The following is a 20,452-nucleotide window of genomic DNA, read 5'->3' on the forward strand; positions in this document are numbered from 1 at the left end:
AAAGCCTTCAATTTCTTGAAGGCTTTCATATTATTAAATGGTTTTAGAAAAACTTGCTATTTCTTAGCTTTAGTTGCTTTTCCGTCCATTTTGTCTTTAAGAGCTTGTAAAGCATCATTTGCATCACCTAAAGTTGGTTTTGCCTCAGCTGCTGCAGAAGCTGCTTTCTTAGCTGCTGCTTTTACATTCTTAATTTCTTCTGCTTTAAAAATTGCAGTATGAGATGCTACTACTCTTTTGAACTCTTTATTAAATTCAATGATTTTAAAGTCTGCGCTCTCACCTTTCTTAAGTTTGTTACCATCTTCTTTTTCAAGATGACGAGAAGGTACAAATGCAACAATATCATCATTAAAAGTAACTGTAGCGCCTTTATCAACTATTTCAGTAATTTCTGAAGCGTGAACTGTATCTAAAGCAAATTCAGTTTCATATTTATCCCAAGGATTTTCTGTAGTTTGTTTATGACCTAAACTTAGTTTACGTCCTTCTACATCTAATTCTAATACGATAACATCTAACTTATCGCCTACTGCACAGAATTCTGAAGGGTGTTTGATTTTCTTAGTCCAAGATAAATCTGAAATATAAATTAAACCATCAATACCTTCTTCTAGTTCAACAAAAACACCAAAGTTTGTAAAGTTACGTACGATACCTGTGTGCTTAGATGCTAATGGGTATTTGTTTGTAATATCTGTCCATGGGTCTGGCGTTAATTGCTTAATACCAAGAGACATTTTACGATCTTCTCTATCTAAAGTTAAGATTACCGCTTCAACTTCATCTCCTACAGAAACGAAATCTTGAGCTGAACGTAAATGTGTAGACCAAGACATTTCTGAAACGTGTATTAATCCTTCAACACCATCAGCTACTTCAATAAACGCACCGTAATCTGCAATTACAACAACTTTACCTTTTACTTTATCACCTACTTTCACCTCTTCTGCAAGAGCTTCCCATGGGTGCTTAGATAATTGTTTAAGACCTAGTTGTATTCTTGATTTATTTTCATCAAAGTCAAGGATTACTACATTAAGTTTTTGATCTAACTCAACAATCTCATTTGGATGATTGATTCTAGACCATGATAAATCTGTAATATGTACTAATCCGTCAACACCACCAAGATCAATAAACACACCATAAGATGTAATGTTTTTAACAACACCTTCTAATACTTGACCTTTTTCTAATTGACCAATGATTTCTTTCTTTTGTTCTTCAATATCAGCTTCAATAAGTGCTTTATGAGACACGACTACGTTTTTGAATTCGTGGTTGATTTTTACAACTTTAAATTCCATAGTTTTATTTACGTACTGATCGTAATCTCTAATTGGTTTAACATCAATTTGAGATCCTGGTAAGAATGCTTCAATTCCAAAAACATCTACAATCATACCACCTTTAGTTCTGCATTTCACAAAACCATTAACGATTTCACCTGTATCATGAGCACCGTTTACACGATCCCACGCTTTAATAACACGTGCTTTTCTGTGAGATAAAACTAATTGTCCTGTTGCGTCTTCACGAACATCAATTAATACTTCTACTTTGTCCCCTACTTTTAAATCTGGATTGTAACGAAATTCGTTTAAAGAAATAACACCTTCAGATTTTGCATTGATGTCAATAATAGCATCTCTATCAGAAATGTGCACTACGGTACCTTCAACAACTTCATCATCTAAAGTGTCAACAAAGTTCTCTGCTACTAATTTTTCAAATTCTTTAAGTTGTTGATCATCAACCTCATCAATACCTTCTTGGTAATTGTGCCAATTAAAGTCTTTTAAGAATTTTTCAGGATTTGCTTTTGCTTCAGATACTACTGGAGCCTCTACTGCTGGAGCTTCTGTTGCTTCAACTTGTTTTGCTTTTTCAGCCATTTAATTAATCTTGCGAATTATTAAAGAAATTCCCGTTTTTTAGAAACGCCTTTTCATCGCGTTTGTATTCTGTTATGCCTCGGAAGTTTTAAGCGACTAACACACAGAAGTGTTATATTATTTTTAGTTTCATTCCTTTTATTCTTTCCGATGATTCGCTAAAAGGAGTGCAAAAATACATAATTTCAATAAATTAGCCTAATTTGAGTACATTATTTTATATGTAATGGACATCCTGATTTATCAACATTTTCATCGGGTAACCAAAATTGTTTCCATTCTTTGGAATCCTCACTAGGATAAGAGCCTAGTAAATTTGAAACTTCTATTTTATCATATTTGTTAATACGTTCTCGAATTGTTTTTCGAATCTTATCTGATCGTTTTGATGTGCCAGATACTGGTTTTAAGGTATCCATGGTTTGTATGACCATCATCATATCACTTTTTGAAGATCTACTAATTCTTTTTTTATATTCTGAACTATGTCCGTTTACAAAAATAGCTGTGCCTTGGAAATTAAACTGCCATTGATGATGGTTAGTATCTTTAGGTGTGTTTTCTGGCCACGGCATATCGTCTTCGTTATTTAGGTATTGTAAAATATTCCAAAATGCCTGCTCGTGATTTTCTAAACTATTTTCCTGATCGGTTTCTATAAAAGTAACCAGCACAGAAGGCCACTGAATGGTTTTGTATATTTTAAGATATTCTACCAAAGCTTCTTTGAATACTTTTGGTGACACCAATTCCTCTTTATTAATGTATGTTAACCTAAAATTAGAGTTCTCTAAACCTTGCTTTGCGAAATAACAAGGAAACGGATTTACCTCATCCAACATGGTTTTTTTAAAAGCTGCAATTGATTTTTTTACCCATTTTGGGAATGGCTCTTGGTTATTTTCAAATTTGAATAATCTCATAAGTAGTAAGTTTCTATTTGGTTTGGTTTTCGTATTGGCTGGTTTTAATATAATTATTAATAGTAGCTCTTCTTTTTCCTGAATTTAATCGAGGAATCTCGTCAACATATTCAATAATTATATTAGCATCTTCGCCTAAATACTTTTTATATTCTTTTATAATATCTATTTCACTATTAAATTCATCGGTTATATTAAGTTTAAGTTTATAATCGAACTTCGTTTCTTGTATAAGTTGCCCTTGTATAATACCTTGATATCTATCAACACAAGCTATAATCATGGTTGAAACCACCTCGCCTTTGGTATTAAAAATGGCATCTGTTTTTCTACCTTGAACCGTAGTAAGCTTTTGCGGATAATCCGAACTATCTATAACTCCCAAATCCCCAGTGTCATAACGTATTAATGGCATGGCATAATTAAACAAATCTGTAATGACTATTCGTCCTAATTCTTTTTTATCTGCTGGCTCATCAGATTCCATTTTTAGAACTTCAATATAATAACTGGCCGTATTTATTATAAAATCATTTCCTGATGTTACCGTTTGCTGCGCTAATATTCCATTTTCCATATTTGAATATCTAGAAAATACTGGTGCAGAGAAATAGTAATTCATGCGCTCTTTTGTATAGTCCGTTAAACTTTCTGCAACACCTATAATAGATTTTATATTGGCATTATGTATGGGCTCATGATTAACACTATCTAAATATTTGCTAATAACTTCGTATGCTGAGGCATACCCAATCCATGATTTAGTTGAAGCGTCTCGCCTTATTGTTGATATGAAATTTTTAATGTACTCTCCGTCATTTAATTCCATAACCTCAAGAGGCATAATGTTTTGGGCTTTGGAAATTAATAAGGGCTTTACAAGTTCTTCACTCCATTTTCTTAAAAAAATGAGTTTGTAACCTAACTTAAAGTTTGCTAATTCTGAGAAATAGATAACATCAGCTGTATTTCTTTTCTTTTTATTTGCATCTTGAAACACTTCAAAAGGTGTTCCTGTGGAACCACTTGTTACCACAGAAAATGTCTTTTTATTTTTCATGGCTTTAGATTGAAAGCGTTTGCATTCATCCCTTAAAATATTTTTATCTAAAACTGGCAGGTTTTCAACAGCCTCATTTACATCATAATTTTTATAGAAATCTGTGTTAACAACAGCATACTTAATTAAGTTCCTCAAATACAAAGCTTGAGTGGATTTTACTTTTAATCCACTTCCATCCTCAACAATATCTTTTATATCATTATAATTTTTGCGTATTGGAGACCCCTTTATGAAATCTACAATCCAAAAGCCATAGTATCTTAGTTTTTCAAAAAAAATTAACATTTTTAATTATGGGGTATTTAATTAATATGTAATAATATCAATTTAAATTAATTGGATATAAATTATTCGTTGAAATAGTTTTTTAGACTTGTCAAATGTAGGTAAAAAGAAAACACCCCTACTCTTTAATACTTTCAAATAAAAAAACAGTGACTTTTAAAAAAAAGTGTGTCTAACTAAATAGAGTCAATAACATAACTAATATTTAATCAAAACACTCAAATATTTTAGTATATTGTTCTTTACAAATTAACACTTAAAAAACTTATAAATCATGACTAAAGCAAAATACCAAGACGTATTAAATTTAGGTGAAGCCTTAAACATTCAAAACGGGAACGTATCAGAAGAAAATGGGGTTCTAAAAATTAAAGGAACTGCCAATACACCATATGAGAAGAATATCCTTTGGGATAAAATAAAAGAAATTGGTGGTGACAATCCTTCAGACATTATGGCAAACATTAGCGTTGCAGATGATAGTATTTATCACAGACATGTTGTAAAAAGCGGAGAAACTTTAGGGAAAATTGCAAAACACTACTATGGTAACGCTTCAAAATATCAAGATATTTTTAAAGCTAATTCTGATATTTTAAAAAATCCGGATTTAATTCACCCTGATCAAGAATTAATTATTCCTAATTTATAGGAAATAAAACATTTTAAAATTAGAAAACGAATCTTTAAACAAAGGTTCGTTTTTTTTTGTACGCATCAACCGTTCTTTTTCGAAGAAAGTAAAGTGACTTCAAATGATTTACCATATACACAACAGCTAAAAGCTATTCACAATCTTCAGTAGTCATTTTAGCCAATTGCAGTATTGTATTAAATTGTTCGTCTAGACTCATATTCGAATTATCTATCTCTATAGCATCTTCAGCTTTTTTTAAGGGCGAATCTTTTCTGTTAGAATCGATATAATCGCGTTCTTTTACATTGTCTAGAACATCTTTATATTCTACATCATCACCTCTTTCAATAAGTTCCTGATAGCGTCTTTCGGCTCTTGTTTCTGCCGAAGCTGTCATAAATAGCTTAAGTTCTGCATCAGGAAACACCACAGTTCCAATATCTCTACCATCCATGACAACACCTTTGTCTTGACCCATTTGCTGCTGTTGCTCTACTAATTTTTGGCGAATTTCGGATATTGCAGCTACCTTACTAACATAACTTGACACCTCCAATGTGCGTATTTCTTTTTCAATATTAACGGCATTTAGGTACACTTCTGCAAAGCCTAATGTTTTATTAAACTTAAAACTGATTTTTATATTTGGCAATTGGTATATTAAGGCTTCTTTGTTAAAATCTAAATCACTAATAAGTCCATTTTGCATCGCATAATATGTAACGGCTCTATACATAGCACCTGTATCTACATACACATAACCTAAATGCTTGGCCAATTGTTTAGCTACTGTACTTTTTCCTGTTGAAGAGAAACCATCTATGGCTATGGTAATGTTTTTCATTCTTGAAATGCCTTAAAGGCGCAAAAATACTTAAAACTTTAGACACTTCAAGTACTTTTATTGCAGATCTATTTGCAAACCAAAAAAGTTTGAGTTAGCTGCACTTGTATATTTTGCGTGAGTGTAACTAAAGCGCATTTTATTCATTTTTATTGAAATACCTGCGGAAAGTCCTGAAAAATTTCGCTGGTCTAAAATCCTTAATTCTTCGCCTCTTCTAAAATTATATGCCAAACGAATATTAAAACCACCTTCGGGAAATATTTCTGCCCCAACTATGGTGTGCCTTATAACTTGCCCTATGAACCCCACTTTTTCTGAAGATTGGTTTCCTGATAAGTCACTTGTATTACGTGCCGGATTAGCAGTGGCTATTGGCCACTCTTGCAAATTCTCTAAAGTAATATGCCAGCGAAGAGGTACATTTTCCAAACGCTGAGACATTCCAAAAGCAACTTCAAAAGGCAAACGTTCATTAAGTCCAGCATAAGTGGTTATTTGTGTACCTAAATTCCTAACTACTAATGCTGCATTAAAATCTAAATAGTCATTGATGTAAATGAGACCTAAATCTACTGCTGCTCCTAGAGAATTATACTGTTCTAATTTAGAAGTTATCAGTTTAATATTGGCTCCAAAATAAAAATCAGAATACCCTATTTGCAAGGCATAACCAAATGACAATGCAGCTTCATTACCTGTAAACGTACCTGTAGAATTCCCAGCTTCATCGTAACCATCAAACGAACCATAATTAATATAAGTAATACCTGCATGAAATGTTTGTGTTCGTCTATCAACAGTATACGCATAAGCTGCTGTACCGTAACTAATTCCCCCTAAATAACTCGAATAATTTATGGCTAATTGGTTATCCATTTCCACATTTATAGTCGCAGGATTAAAAAGCCCTTGAGTCACATCATAATCCACATTGGTAAACACTTTCCCTCCCAATGCTGCTTGACGCGGAGACGATACCAAATTCAAAAATTGATAAGTACTCTCTCCTCCAACCTGTGCCATGGTTAAAGTGCTAATAGTTAAGCAAAAAAACGTGATAATTTTTCTTAGCATATTACGATACAAAGTAAGTAAATCTATCTTAAAACGATAGCATGTATCTTTTATTTTAAATCACAAAAAAACCTCGATAATAATCGAGGTCTCTTTATACTTGTAATTATATCTTTTTAGCGTTTTTAACCTTTTGGTTTGTAAGTGCCAGTTTAATAACATCGCTCATATCTGTTACATAATGAAACGTTAATCCTTTTAAATATTCAGGCTTTATTTCTTCTATATCGCGTCTGTTTTCCTCACACAATAAAATCTCTTTTATTCGTGCACGTTTTGCTGCCAAAATCTTTTCTTTTATCCCGCCAACAGGAAGCACCTTACCACGAAGTGTAATCTCACCTGTCATGGCTAAACTTTTCTTTACTTTTCGTTGTGTAAATAAGGATACTAAAGAGGTTAGCATGGTAACGCCTGCACTTGGCCCATCTTTAGGTGTGGCACCTTCTGGCACGTGGATATGTACATTATAATTATCAAAAACAGAACTATCAATACCAAATTCATCAGCATTCGATTTGATATATTCCATAGCAATAGTCGCAGATTCTTTCATGACCTTTCCAAGGTTTCCTGTAATGGTCATAGTTCCTTTTCCTTTTGAAAGTATAGATTCTATAAACAAAATATCACCGCCAACACGTGTCCATGCCAATCCTGTTACTACACCTGCAACATTATTGTTTTCATATTTATCACGTTCTAATTTAGGACCGCCCAAAACTTCAATAATATCATCGTTTGACACTTTGATATTGTAATCTTCTTCCATGGCAATATTTTTAGCCGCATAGCGTACCATTTTTGCCACTTGCTTTTCTAAGCCACGAACACCAGATTCCCGAGTATAGCCTTCAACAATTTTTTCTAATTGTGGTTTGCCAATCTTTAAATGCTTATCTGTTAAACCATGTTCTTTTAATTGTTTTGGTAATAAATGACGCTTAGCAATTTCTACCTTTTCTTCAATGGTATAACCTGTTACATTTATAATTTCCATTCGATCCCTCAACGCTGGCTGAATGGTTGATAAACTATTTGAAGTAGCTATAAACATAACTTTAGAAAGGTCATAGCCCATTTCCAAAAAGTTGTCATAAAATGCACTGTTCTGTTCAGGGTCAAGAACTTCCAACATCGCGGATGATGGGTCGCCTTGGTGTGAATTTGACAGCTTATCAATTTCATCCAAAACGAAAACAGGGTTTGATGTTCCTGCTTTTTTTAAGCTTTGTATAATACGCCCTGGCATAGCACCAATATAGGTTTTACGATGTCCACGTATTTCGGCTTCATCACGTAAACCCCCTAATGAAATTCTAACATATTCTCTTCCTAAAGCCTCTGCAATTGACTTACCTAAGGACGTTTTTCCAACACCTGGTGGGCCGTACAAACATAAAATTGGCGACTTCATATCATTACGAAGCTTCAATACTGCTAAATATTCTATAATTCTGCGCTTTACATCTTCCAACCCAAAATGGTCTCTATCTAAGATTTTCATGGCGCGTTTTAAGTCAAATTTATCCTTGCTAAATTCATTCCATGGTAAATCCAAAAACAACTCTAAATAATTACGTTGTATAGAATATTCTGCCACCTGCGGGTTCATACGCTGCATTTTGGCTATTTCTTTTTCAAAATGCTTGGCTACGTTTTCATTCCAAAGTTTTTTACTTGCTTTGGATTTCATTTCCTCAATTTCTTCATCATGGCTTACACCACCCAGCTCTTCTTGAATGGTTTTTATTTGTTGATGCAAGAAATATTCACGTTGCTGTTGGTTCATGTCCATTTGAACTTTAGACTGTATGTCATTCTTAAGCTCTAACTTTTGAAACTCAACATTCATATACTTAAGCGTGGCTAAAGCGCGCTTTTTTAAGTCGTCCATTTCTAATAACGATTGCTTTTCGGCTACCGATAAATTCATGTTTGACGACACAAAATTTATCAGAAACGAATTGCTTTCAATATTTTTAATGGCGAAAGATGCTTCACTCGGAATGTTTGGACTTTCCTTGATTATTTCTAAGGCCAAATCTTTAATAGAATCGATAATTGCCGTAAACTCTTTATTTTTTATAGCGGGCTTAGCTTCAGGAAGATCTCTAATAGTCGCATTCATATATGGCTGTTCGGTAAGCACCTCGGCGACTTTAAAGCGTTTTTTACCTTGGATAATAACCGTTACGTTACCGTCAGGCATTTTTAAAACACGTAAAATTCTAGCAACGGTACCTGTTTCATGAATTTCTTTAGCTGTTGGATCTTCAACAGATTCATCTTTCTGGGCTACAACACCAATAACTTTTCCGCCTTTATTGGCATCGTTTATTAGCTTTATAGACTTATCTCTGCCAGCGGTAATAGGAATAACCACACCAGGAAACAACACCGTATTTCTTAACGATAATATGGGTAAGGTTTCGGGCAATTCCTCATTATTTATAGCTTCTTCGTCCTCGGGTGTCATTAACGGAATTAATTCTGAGTTTTCGTCAAATTCCTGTAATGACAAACTGTCAAGGGTAGTAAATTTAGATTTCTTCATAAATATAATTAAGTCAATCTGTCATTAAAACAAGACTGAACATATCTTAGGGTTCTTTTTAAAAATATTAAAACACTGAATATCAATTATTTAAAAAATATTTCTAATATCCAACATAACTATAAATTCAATAGCTATGCCATAAGTAAAATTAAAAGAAAATAATTAGTCAGTATAAGAAAAACCTTTAGTTTTACTGATGATAATTCATATTATAATTATATTTACATTTTAAACCAAAAACCATTCAAATGACATCAAAACCATTCTTTCTTTTTTTGCTATGCCTTTCCTTTTTTGCATGTAATATTGAACCTGTAAACGTTACTGAAGAGCAACAAGAACAAGAACAAGAACAACAAGAGCAAGAAGAAGAAGAAGAAGAAGAAGAAGAAGAAGAAGAGGGAGAAACAAATGACTCAACTTTAATAAAGAAAATAATTTATAATAAAGGAACTGTTGATGAGTATTCAGAAACTTATAACTATGACGGTAATAAATTAATTAATGTAGATTATGGTGATAACATTAAAAATGTTTACACCTACGAGAATGATAATTTGGTTAAAGACGAATTTTTTTATGAAGGCATACTTAATGCTTCTGTAGTCTTAGAATATAATTCTGATGGAACACTTGCCATGTATACTGAAACTTTTTTCAAAGATTCCGGATTAGATGATCGTCAATACAGACACATTTATACATATAACAATGATGGCACCATAACTAATACAGTTTCCGTGAATTATGATAACACTGAATTTGAATTAGACAGAACTGAAACAATTACTCTAAACGGGAAAAATATTGTAGAAATATCTGATAATAAAGGCTATACAACAACTTCTACATATGATGATAAAAATAATGTTTTTAAAAATATTCATGCCATTGAAGTTTTAAATATCTTAAGTGAAAATGAGTTTGGTGCATTAATTTATGGAAACACCAACAATATTGTTAGTTATGTAGAAAGTGACACTAGTATTAGTGATAACTATAATGATAAATATGAGTACACTTATAACGAAAAGAATTATCCAAAAACTAGTATATACACTTCTCAATATGGTGATTTTGATGAAGATGTGGAAACCATAGAATACATCTACGAATAAAAACACAATCGCTTTTATGAAGTTAAGGCTAATTCAATAATTGAATTAGCCTTTTTGTTTTAAGAACATGTTACATCTTCCCCATTTTCTTCAAAGCAAATAATAGCACAATGGGAATAGCCAATAAACCAATCATCAGTAAATTAGTTTTAAACAGCCAAGGCGATAGCATTAAAGTAATAACATAACCGCCAATAGCACCGCCAAAGTGCGCATCATGACCAATATTACCAATTCTGTTTTTCATACCGTAAATAGAATATAACAAATAGCCGATTCCAAAAATGTACGCAGGTATCGGAATGGGGATAAAAAACATATAAAGACTCATTCCAGGTTGCAATAATATGGCTGAATATAAAATCCCCATAACAGCACCACTTGCCCCTACGGCGCTATAATGGTATTCGTTTTTATGAAAATAAAGTGATAACAAACTCCCTAACAACAAACTCCCAAAATAAATGAGAAGGAATTGTATCGGGTTTAAAAGTGAAATAACCACATCTGCGAAAAAATAGAGCGTTAACATATTAAACAATAAATGCTGTGTGTCGGCATGTAAAAACCCAGAACTGATCATTCGTATTTGCTCACCGCGTTGTACACCACCGACTTGAAATTTATATTTTTCAAAAAAACCATAATCGTTAAATCCTTTATAGGATATCATAACATTTGCAGCTATTATAATGATGGTGATTATATTTAAATTGCCCATGGCGTATTAACGTTTAAAATGAAATTAACATATATTTGCAAATCTAAAATTAATTCATGCAATTACTAGCTTATATTCTTGTTTATCCATTTTTATGGTTTATTTCTATATTACCTTTTAGATTACTATATGCTGTTTCTGATGGATTATACATGTTATTATACCATATTCTGGGCTATAGGAAAAAAGTGGTTACTAGCAATTTAAATCTTGTTTTTCCAGATAAAAGTGAGAAAGAAATAAAAACCATTAGAAAAAAATTCTACAAACATTTGTGTGATATGTTTTTAGAAATGGCTAAAACCATGTCTATTTCTGAAACTTCATTAAAAAAACGATTTAAACTTAAAAACCCAGAAGAATTTAAACGTTTAGAAGCATTGAATAAAAGCATTTTATTAATGTATGGACATTATGCCAGCTGGGAATGGTCTTTAGAGCTTCAAAATCATGTAAGTTATAAAGGTTTTGGTGTTTATAAAAAGTTAGCAAACAAACACTTTGATAAATTGGTTAGAGATATTCGTTCTAAATTTAAAACGACACTAATAAGCACTAAAGAAAGTATAGGCATTATTAATCATAATGAAACTAAGGGCATTAAAAGTATCATTGCCTTTTTAAGCGATCAATCGCCAAAACCCAAAAAAGATGTGTACTGGAGTGATTTTATGGGTATTAACGTACCTTGCTTTACTGGTGCTGAACGTTTAGCAAAAAAACTTGACTTTACCATTGCCTATCTAAAGGTAACCAAAGTAAAACGTGGTTTTTATGAAGCAGAAATTATGCCGCTTGCCGAAACTCCTAATGATTATAAAGATTACCAGTTAACAGACATGTTTCTTCGCGAAGTTGAAAAACAAATCCATGCAGCCCCAGAATATTATTTCTGGACACATAAACGTTGGAAACATAAAAAAGCCCTTAATTAAGGGCTTTTTTATAATCTTGCAGTTAGTCAGTTAGCTATTAGCAACTGCTGTTATTTCCTCAATAAACTTATCTGCTAAACCATCAGCCTCTTCTTGCGATTTAGCTTCGGTATAAATTCTAATAATGGGTTCTGTATTACTTTTGCGCAAGTGTACCCAACTTTCTGAAAAATCGATTTTTACACCATCAATAGTCGTTAGTTGTTCATTTTGATAACGGTCTTCCATGGTTTTTAAAATACCATCAACATCCAATCCAGGTGTTAATTGTATTTTCTTTTTACCCATAAAATAACTAGGGTATGTTTTTCTAAGCGCACTCACACTTATATTTTTATCAGCAAGCAAACTTAAAAATAAGGCCACACCTACTAAAGCATCGCGTCCGTAATGTGCATCAGGATAAATAATCCCGCCATTACCTTCGCCGCCAATAACAACGTTGTTCTTTTTCATTAGTTTTACCACATTCACCTCGCCTACCGCACTAGCTTCGTACATACCGCCATGCTTTTCAGTAACATCTCTTAAAGCTCTTGTAGAACTCATATTACTCACCGTGTTTCCGGGGGTTATGCTTAATACATAATCCGCACAAGCAACCAAAGTGTATTCTTCTCCAAACATATCGCCATTTTCATCCATAAATGCTAAACGATCTACATCTGGATCGACCACAATGCCAAAATCAGCATTATGTTTTTTAACAGCTGCAGATAAATCCGTTAAATGCTCCTTAAGAGGTTCTGGATTGTGAGGAAAATGCCCGTTAGGCTCACAGTATAATTTTATGACATCTACCCCCAATCGCTCTAAAAGCAACGGAATAGCTATACCCCCTGTAGAGTTAACACCATCAACTACCACTCTAAAACGAGCAGATTCTATAGCCTTTACATTAACCAAGTCTAAATCTAAAACCTCAATAATATGTAAATCAATGTAAGCTTTATTTTTTGTTATTTTCCCCAAGCTATCAACATCAGCAAAATTCATGTCATCGCTCTCAGCTATCTCTAATATTTTAGCGCCTTCAACAGCATCTAAAAACTCACCTTTTTCATTTAAAAGCTTTAAGGCATTCCATTGTTTTGGATTATGACTTGCTGTTAAAATAATACCGCCATCTGCATGTTCCATAGGTACAGCGACTTCTACCGTTGGTGTTGTAGAAAGTCCAACATCAACAACATCAATTCCCAAACCAATTAAGGTATTCATCACTAAGTTTTGAATCATTTTACCAGAAATACGAGCATCCCTCCCAACCACAACTTTGTAGTTTTCTTTTTGACGTTGTTGTTTTAACCAAACGCCATAAGCTGATGCAAATTTTACCGCATCAATCGGGGTTAAGTTTTCGCCTACTTGGCCACCAATGGTTCCTCTAATTCCTGAAATTGATTTTATAAGTGTCATAGTTCTTTTTAAAGTTAAAAAGACAAATATAGTATTTCAAAGTCGTATTTCTTAAAACGGAATTCGTAAATTTCACGAATGAACTACTTAGCGCATATTTATCTATCTGGCGAAAACGATTTAGTTACCATTGGAAATTTTATAGCCGATGGTATAAAGGGGCGCTCTTATAAAAAATATCAAAAAGATATACAAATAGGCATACTCTTACATCGACATATAGATACCTATACTGATGCTCATAAAACAGTAAGACAAAGCACCAAACGCCTTCATAAAAAATACGGACATTATTCTGGTATTATTGTAGATATACTTTACGACCACTTTTTGGCAAAAAACTGGAACAAATACAGCAATATATCATTAGAGGATTATGTTAATAATTTTTACGATGCCTTAGAGGTTCATTACGATATCCTCCCTCTACGTATTCAAAAAATGATGCCGTATATGATTGCTGACAACTGGCTTTTAAGCTACGCTTCAATTCAAGGCATTACAAGGGTTTTAGAAGGGATGAATAGACGTACCAAAAATCGTTCTAGTATGAATGAAGCTGTCCATGAGCTTGAAGAATTTTATACCGAATTTGAAAATGAGTTCTCTGCTTTTTTTGATGAACTAATTACGTCTTCCAAAGAAAAACTAACCGAACTAAACCAATTATAAATGATTAAAAATCTTATTTACATTGTTACCTTACTATGTTTTGTTGCCTCATGTAAAAAAAGCAATGACACAAAAGAAGTCAATAAAAAAGGATTAGTTACCCAAAATGCTATGGTCGTTTCTGCACGTGTTGAAGCATCTAAAATAGGACGTGATATTCTTAAAAAAGGGGGGAATGCGTTTGACGCTATGGTTGCAACCGAACTGGCATTAGCAGTTGCCTATCCCTATGCGGGTAACCTTGGCGGTGGCGGTTTTATGGTTTACCGAAAAGCAAATGGTGATATCGGTGCTATTGATTACCGAGAAAAAGCGCCTCTGGCAGCAACAAAAAACATGTTTTTAGATAAAGATGGTGATGTCATTCCTGAAAAAAGCAGATTAGGCGCTTTGGCAGTTGGTGTTCCTGGTACTGTAGCTGGGGTTTTTGCAGTCCATGAAAAACTAGGGTCTTTGCCTATTGAAGACATTCTAAACCCTGTTATAGCTTTGGCTCGCCAAGGTGTTGTTGTTACTGAAAAACAAGAAGAAAGAATTAAACATTACCAACCCCTTTTCCCTAAAGCAAATAAAGATTCCATTGTTTTTGACAAACATTGGAAAGCAAACGATACCATAAAATATCCGCCCCTGGCCCTAACGATAGAACGCATTTTAAAATACGGTAAAGACGGTTTTTATAAAGGTCAAACAGCCAAAACATTAGCTAAATTCATTCAAGACAATGGTGGTATTATTACTGAAGAAGATTTAGCAAAATACCAAGCTAAATGGCGTACCCCCATTACATTTACCTATGATGACTTGAAGATTATCTCCATGTCGCCACCATCAAGCGGCGGGGTGTGTTTAGCGCAGATTATGAAAATGATAGAACCCTTTCATCTGGATGAATACGGACATAACTCACTTAAAACAATTCAAGCCATTACCGAAGCCGAAAGACGTGCTTATGCCGATAGAAGTTTTTATTTAGGTGACCCTGATTTTGTTGAAATACCTATAGAAACATTAACAAAAGAAGCCTATTTAAGTGGTAGAATGGCAGATTTTTCATTTGAAAAAGCTACATTATCGAGTGCTATTTCCCATGGTAATATTCAAATTATTGAAAGTGATGAAACCACACATTATTCTATTATTGACCAATTTGGTAACGCAATTTCTGCCACCACCACTTTAAATGGCGCTTATGGATCAAAGCTTTATTGTTCCGAGCTTGGTTTCTTTTTAAATAACGAAATGGACGATTTTAGCAGCAAACCTGGCGAACCCAATATGTTTGGCTTAATAGGTGCCGAAGCAAATAGTATTACTCCAGAAAAGCGCATGCTAAGTTCTATGACACCTACTATTGTCGAAAAAAATGGCAAACTATTCATGTCTGTTGGCACACCGGGTGGCTCAACAATTATAACCTCTGTATTACAAACTATTTTAAATGTTCACGAGTTTAAAATGACCATGCAAGAAGCAGTTGATGCCCCACGTTTTCATCATCAGTGGCTGCCCGATTTAATTATGATGGAACCAAATTCATTCGACAAAACCATCATTAAACAACTCGAAGAATTGGGATATTCCATTAATGAAGAAGATGCTCCTGTAATTGGCAAAGTCGATGGAATACTTGTTTTAGATGATAACTCGTATGAGGGCGGTGCAGATCGTCGAGGAGATGATACAGCAGTCGGTTTTTAGTGTTTTTTCTTTTGTAACTAATTTATAATAAATATTTTAGCTAAATGAAATACCCACTAATAGGGATAATAAATTGTTGATCATTTAATTCAAGTCCCATTTTGAAAGTCAATAAAATATTAAAAATCATTTTAGGAATTGTAATCTTCTTTACACTTCCAAGTCTATTGTTTTTTGGATGTATTTATTATAAATACAATGAAGATTTGCCCATTGGAGTTCCAGGCAAACAAGCCGATGCATTAGCATACAAAATGCTAGACGCTTTAGACTATGAAGCTTATAAAAATACCAATCATATAGAATGGACTTTTAAAAGACGCCATCATTATAACTGGGACAAAACAAATAACATCTGTGAAGTGTATTGGAAGGAAAACAAAGTCATTCTCAATTTAAACGATATTGACAAAAGCAAAGTTTATATCCATAGCTTTAAAAACGAAAGCGACATGGCTAAAGATTTGATAGATAAAGCCATTACCTATTTTAATAACGACTCTTTTTGGTTAGTTGCTCCTTATAAAGTTTTTGATGCTGGTGTTGAACGCAGATTGGTCAAAACAAAAAATAATAAAGAGGCACTTTTAGTAACCTACACCTCTGGTGGCTCTACACCTGGTGATTCCTATTTATGGATATTAGACGATAATGGTAAACCTACAGCCTTTAAAATATGGGCTTCCACACTTCCCATTGGTGGCTTAGAAGCCTCTTGGAGCAATTGGACAACTACCGATAGCGGCGCTCAATTACCAACATTCCATAAGCTTTTGGTTTTCGGTTTAGAAATTGACAGTGTTAAAGGAATACAATAACAATGCTTTCTTCAGGAAAAAGAAAAACAACTATTAATAATTACATAATGTACATTAAATAGTAACAAATAATTAACTAAATTTCAGAGTACAGCAGCTTTATTTTTAAGCTCAAAAAACGTAACTTCGCAACTTTGCGATTTTATGAGCCAATTCAACGAATTTATTGAAGTAAAAGGAGCTAGAGTGCACAATCTTAAAAACATTGATGTGTCCATTCCTAGAGAAAAACTTGTAGTTATTACAGGATTGTCTGGTAGTGGAAAATCATCTTTAGCCTTTGATACGATTTATGCTGAAGGACAACGCCGATACATTGAAACATTTTCAGCTTATGCCAGACAATTTTTAGGCGGTTTAGAACGTCCTGACGTTGATAAAATTGATGGTTTATCTCCAGTTATAGCTATAGAGCAAAAAACAACTAGTAAATCGCCACGATCAACAGTCGGTACCATTACCGAAATTTATGATTTTATGCGTTTGCTTTTTGCGCGTGCCAGTGATGCGTACAGTTATAACACAGGAAACAAAATGATTAGCTATAATGATGAGCAAATAAAAGAACTTATTATAAGCGATTTTAAAGGTAAACGTATTAATATTCTAGCTCCTGTAGTACGCTCAAGAAAAGGGCATTATCGCGAATTATTCGAGCAGATTGCAAAACAGGGTTTTGTAAAAGTAAGAACGGACGGCGAAATTCGTGATATAGTAAAAGGCATGAAATTAGACCGTTACAAAACGCACGATATAGAAACGGTAATTGACAGGTTGGTTATTGATGATTCCGTTGATAATGATAAACGCCTAACCGAAACCATTAATACCGCTATGTACCATGGCGAGGATGTCCTTTTGGTAATAGACCAAGACACTAATGAAACACGTTATTTTAGTAGAAATTTAATGTGCCCCTCATCAGGCATATCATATCCGAACCCAGAACCCAATAATTTTTCATTTAATTCTCCAAAAGGTGCTTGTAGCCATTGCAATGGTATAGGAACACGCTATCAAATTAATGAAGATAAAATTATTCCAGACGATTCAATTTCAATTAAAAATGGGGCTTTAGCACCTCATGGTCCGCAAAAAAGCAGTTGGATTTTTAAACAATTTGAAACCATTGCACAACGCTTCAACTTTAATTTAACAGATGCCTATAAAGACATTCCAGAAGAAGCAAAACAGATTATTTTATACGGTGGCAATGACAAGTTTTCAGTAGAAAGCAAAACATTAGGTGTTACAAGAGACTATAAAATAGATTTTGAAGGCGTTGCTAACTTTATTGAAAATCAATATAAAACGGCAGAATCCAGATCTTTAAAGCGCTGGGCAAAAGATTATATGGACAAAGTTAAATGTCCCGTTTGCGAAGGATCACGTTTAAAAAAAGAATCGCTTTATTTCAAAATAAACAATAAAAACATAGCAGAACTTGCTAATAAAGATATTGTTGAACTCGCCAAGTGGTTTAACAATTTAAACAAGCATCTTTCCGAAAAACAACTAAAAATTGCTGAAGAAGTTCTAAAAGAAATTAAATCCAGACTTCAGTTCTTACTGGATGTTGGATTAGATTACCTATCCCTAAACCGAAGTTCGAAGTCTTTATCAGGAGGAGAAGCACAACGTATTCGTTTAGCAACTCAAATTGGGTCGCAATTAGTTGGTGTGCTATATATTTTAGACGAACCTAGTATTGGTTTACACCAACGTGATAATGAAAAGTTGATAAACTCTTTGATATCACTAAGAGATATTGGGAATTCTGTTATTGTAGTTGAACATGACAAAGACATGATTGAACGTGCCGATCATGTAATTGATATTGGTCCAAAAGCTGGTAAACATGGTGGCGAAATAATAAGTATTGGTAATCCTAACGAACTTAAAACCCATAATACCCTTACAGCAGATTATTTAAACGGTAATAAAGAAATTGAAGTTCCAAAAAAACGTAGAAAAGGAAATGGAAAACTCTTAGAGCTTAAAGGATGTACAGGAAACAATCTTAAAAATATATCTATTAAATTGCCTTTAGGAAAAATGATTGGTATTACCGGTGTTTCTGGCAGTGGAAAATCTACATTAATTAACGAAACACTCTACCCTATTTTAAATGCACATTATTTTAATGGTGTAAAAAAACCAATGCCCTATAAAAGCATAAAAGGTTTAGAGCATATTGATAAAGTAATTGATATTAACCAATCTCCAATTGGGAGAACACCACGAAGCAACCCTGCAACATACACAGGTACTTTTAGTGAAATTAGAACTTTATTTGCTAAAATACCAGAAGCTATGATCCGTGGTTACAAAGCTGGACGTTTTAGTTTCAATGTAAAAGGTGGACGCTGTGAAACCTGTCAAGGTGGAGGTTTAAGAGTTATTGAAATGAACTTTCTTCCAGACGTGTATGTAGAATGTGAAACCTGCCAAGGCAAACGGTTTAATCGAGAAACCTTAGAAATTCGCTATAAAGGAAAATCAATTAGTGATGTATTGAACATGACCATGAATGAAGCCGTAGCATTTTTTGAGCATATCCCTAAGATTTACAAAAAGCTAAAAACCATACAAGATGTTGGTTTAGGCTATATAACATTAGGGCAGCAAAGTACCACCCTATCTGGTGGCGAAGCACAACGCATAAAACTAGCTACTGAACTTTCAAAAAGAGATACGGGAAATACCTTTTACATTTTAGATGAACCAACCACTGGACTGCATTTTGAAGATATTAGGGTACTGATGATAGTTTTAAATAAATTGGCAGACAAAGGTAACACTGTACTTATTATCGAACATAATTTAGATGTTATTAAAACAGTAGATTACATTATAGATATAGGTTATGAAGGCGGTAAAGGTGGTGGACAAATAATTGTTGAGGGCACGCCAGAAGCCGTTGTAAAGCATAAAAAAAGCTATACAGCTAAGTTTCTTAGAAAAGAATTAAATTAGCCAAATAGTACAGAATCTAACGACTAAATATTATTTTAAAAATACAAATGCCTATAAATCTATTGGCTAAAGACTAAAAATATGCGAACAGAAAAACACCACAAAGGTTGGAATGAAATAAAAACAAACGATTCATGGGCCATTTTTAAAATCATGGGCGAGTTTGTTAATGGCTACGAAAAACTCAGTAAAATTGGACCTTGCGTATCTATTTTTGGATCAGCTAGAACTAAACCAGACAACAAATATTTCTCATTAGCAGAAAATATTGCCAAACGTATTGTAGAATCTGGTTACGGCGTTATTACCGGAGGTGGACCAGGTATTATGGAAGCTGGGAATAAAGGAGCGCATTTAGCTGGAGGAACTTCCGTTGGACTTAATATTGAGTTGCCTTTTGAACAACATGACAACCCGTATATAGACCGTGATAAAAGCTTGGATTTTGATTATTTCTTCGTTAGAAAAGTCATGTTTGTAAAATATTCTCAAGGATTTGTAGTCATGCCAGGTGGGTTTGGCACACTTGATGAACTATTTGAGGCCATGACACTTATCCAAACACATAAAATTGCAAAATTCCCTATAGTTCTTGTTGGAACAGATTTTTGGGAAGGCTTATTAGATTGGGTGAAAAAGACACTCTTAGACACATTTGAAAACATAAGTGCAAAAGATTTAGACTTAATTCATTTAGTTGATACCGAAGATGAAGTTATAGATATACTTGATGCTTTTTATAAAAAATCTAATTTAAGCCCTAATTTTTAATACCATAATTTTATATTAAATATTGTGTTTATAT

Annotated in this window: 16 protein-coding genes; 8 read left to right on the forward strand and 8 right to left on the reverse strand. The window is 33.5% G+C overall.

Annotated elements, in window-relative coordinates; genetic code table 11:
* Positions 1-56 precede the first annotated feature (56 nt).
* From rpsA to ABD941_RS00080, 3 genes are all read right to left on the reverse strand, one after another.
* Positions 57-1,898, reverse strand: a complete 1,842-nt coding sequence (rpsA, locus tag ABD941_RS00070; RefSeq protein WP_345271831.1) for a 30S ribosomal protein S1 — start codon at positions 1,896-1,898, stop codon at positions 57-59.
* 212 nt (positions 1,899-2,110) lie between these two features.
* Positions 2,111-2,821 carry a YqcI/YcgG family protein gene (locus tag ABD941_RS00075; protein WP_345271832.1) on the reverse strand — a complete coding sequence of 237 codons (711 nt, stop codon included), beginning with the start codon at positions 2,819-2,821 and terminating at the stop codon, positions 2,111-2,113.
* Between the two features lie 13 nt (positions 2,822-2,834).
* Positions 2,835-4,169 carry a CoF synthetase gene (locus ABD941_RS00080; protein WP_345271834.1) on the reverse strand — a complete coding sequence of 445 codons (1,335 nt, stop codon included), beginning with the start codon at positions 4,167-4,169 and terminating at the stop codon, positions 2,835-2,837.
* Positions 4,170-4,443: 274 nt separating this feature from the next.
* Here ABD941_RS00080 and ABD941_RS00085 point away from each other — a divergent pair, with 274 nt between their 5' ends.
* Positions 4,444-4,821, forward strand: a complete 378-nt coding sequence (locus tag ABD941_RS00085; RefSeq protein ID WP_345271835.1) for a LysM peptidoglycan-binding domain-containing protein — start codon at positions 4,444-4,446, stop codon at positions 4,819-4,821.
* A gap of 133 nt (positions 4,822-4,954) precedes the next feature.
* On the opposite strand, the gene cmk is transcribed toward ABD941_RS00085, so the two are convergent.
* From cmk to lon, 3 genes are all read right to left on the reverse strand, one after another.
* Positions 4,955-5,650 carry a (d)CMP kinase gene (cmk, locus tag ABD941_RS00090; RefSeq protein ID WP_345271837.1) on the reverse strand — a complete coding sequence of 232 codons (696 nt, stop codon included), beginning with the start codon at positions 5,648-5,650 and terminating at the stop codon, positions 4,955-4,957.
* 57 nt (positions 5,651-5,707) lie between these two features.
* Positions 5,708-6,727: a type IX secretion system protein PorQ gene (gene porQ, locus ABD941_RS00095; protein ID WP_345271838.1), complete on the reverse strand. Its 1,020-nt coding sequence runs from the start codon at positions 6,725-6,727 to the stop codon at positions 5,708-5,710.
* Positions 6,728-6,833: 106 nt separating this feature from the next.
* Positions 6,834-9,284, reverse strand: a complete 2,451-nt coding sequence (lon, locus tag ABD941_RS00100; protein WP_345271839.1) for an endopeptidase La — start codon at positions 9,282-9,284, stop codon at positions 6,834-6,836.
* 251 nt (positions 9,285-9,535) lie between these two features.
* Here lon and ABD941_RS00105 point away from each other — a divergent pair, with 251 nt between their 5' ends.
* Complete coding sequence (locus tag ABD941_RS00105; RefSeq protein WP_345271840.1) at positions 9,536-10,405, forward strand: hypothetical protein; 870 nt, start codon at positions 9,536-9,538, stop codon at positions 10,403-10,405.
* A 70-nt stretch (positions 10,406-10,475) separates the two neighbouring features.
* On the opposite strand, the gene ABD941_RS00110 is transcribed toward ABD941_RS00105, so the two are convergent.
* Positions 10,476-11,126, reverse strand: coding sequence for a rhomboid family intramembrane serine protease (locus ABD941_RS00110; protein ID WP_345271841.1), 651 nt, complete (start codon positions 11,124-11,126; stop codon positions 10,476-10,478).
* Positions 11,127-11,182: 56 nt separating this feature from the next.
* On the opposite strand from ABD941_RS00110, the gene ABD941_RS00115 reads away from it, so the two are divergent.
* Positions 11,183-12,061 carry a lysophospholipid acyltransferase family protein gene (locus tag ABD941_RS00115; protein WP_345271842.1) on the forward strand — a complete coding sequence of 293 codons (879 nt, stop codon included), beginning with the start codon at positions 11,183-11,185 and terminating at the stop codon, positions 12,059-12,061.
* Positions 12,062-12,091: 30 nt separating this feature from the next.
* On the opposite strand, the gene glmM is transcribed toward ABD941_RS00115, so the two are convergent.
* Complete coding sequence (glmM, locus tag ABD941_RS00120) at positions 12,092-13,480, reverse strand: phosphoglucosamine mutase (protein WP_345271843.1); 1,389 nt, start codon at positions 13,478-13,480, stop codon at positions 12,092-12,094.
* A gap of 78 nt (positions 13,481-13,558) precedes the next feature.
* Here glmM and ABD941_RS00125 point away from each other — a divergent pair, with 78 nt between their 5' ends.
* The 5 genes from ABD941_RS00125 to ABD941_RS00145 all read left to right on the forward strand — a co-directional run bounded on the left by ABD941_RS00125 (position 13,559) and on the right by ABD941_RS00145 (position 20,418).
* On the forward strand, positions 13,559-14,152 hold the full coding sequence (locus ABD941_RS00125) for an acyl carrier protein phosphodiesterase (RefSeq protein WP_345271845.1): 594 nt from the start codon (positions 13,559-13,561) through the stop codon (positions 14,150-14,152).
* Positions 14,153-15,853 carry a gamma-glutamyltransferase gene (ggt, locus tag ABD941_RS00130; protein ID WP_345271846.1) on the forward strand — a complete coding sequence of 567 codons (1,701 nt, stop codon included), beginning with the start codon at positions 14,153-14,155 and terminating at the stop codon, positions 15,851-15,853.
* 101 nt (positions 15,854-15,954) lie between these two features.
* Positions 15,955-16,671 carry a hypothetical protein gene (locus tag ABD941_RS00135; protein WP_345271847.1) on the forward strand — a complete coding sequence of 239 codons (717 nt, stop codon included), beginning with the start codon at positions 15,955-15,957 and terminating at the stop codon, positions 16,669-16,671.
* Positions 16,672-16,815: 144 nt separating this feature from the next.
* Positions 16,816-19,647, forward strand: a complete 2,832-nt coding sequence (uvrA, locus tag ABD941_RS00140; RefSeq protein WP_345271848.1) for an excinuclease ABC subunit UvrA — start codon at positions 16,816-16,818, stop codon at positions 19,645-19,647.
* A gap of 81 nt (positions 19,648-19,728) precedes the next feature.
* Positions 19,729-20,418: an LOG family protein gene (locus ABD941_RS00145; protein ID WP_345271849.1), complete on the forward strand. Its 690-nt coding sequence runs from the start codon at positions 19,729-19,731 to the stop codon at positions 20,416-20,418.
* Positions 20,419-20,452 lie beyond the last annotated feature (34 nt).

The organism is Flaviramulus aquimarinus, from assembly GCF_039543205.1.
GTDB classification, from domain to species: domain Bacteria; phylum Bacteroidota; class Bacteroidia; order Flavobacteriales; family Flavobacteriaceae; genus Flaviramulus_B; species Flaviramulus_B aquimarinus.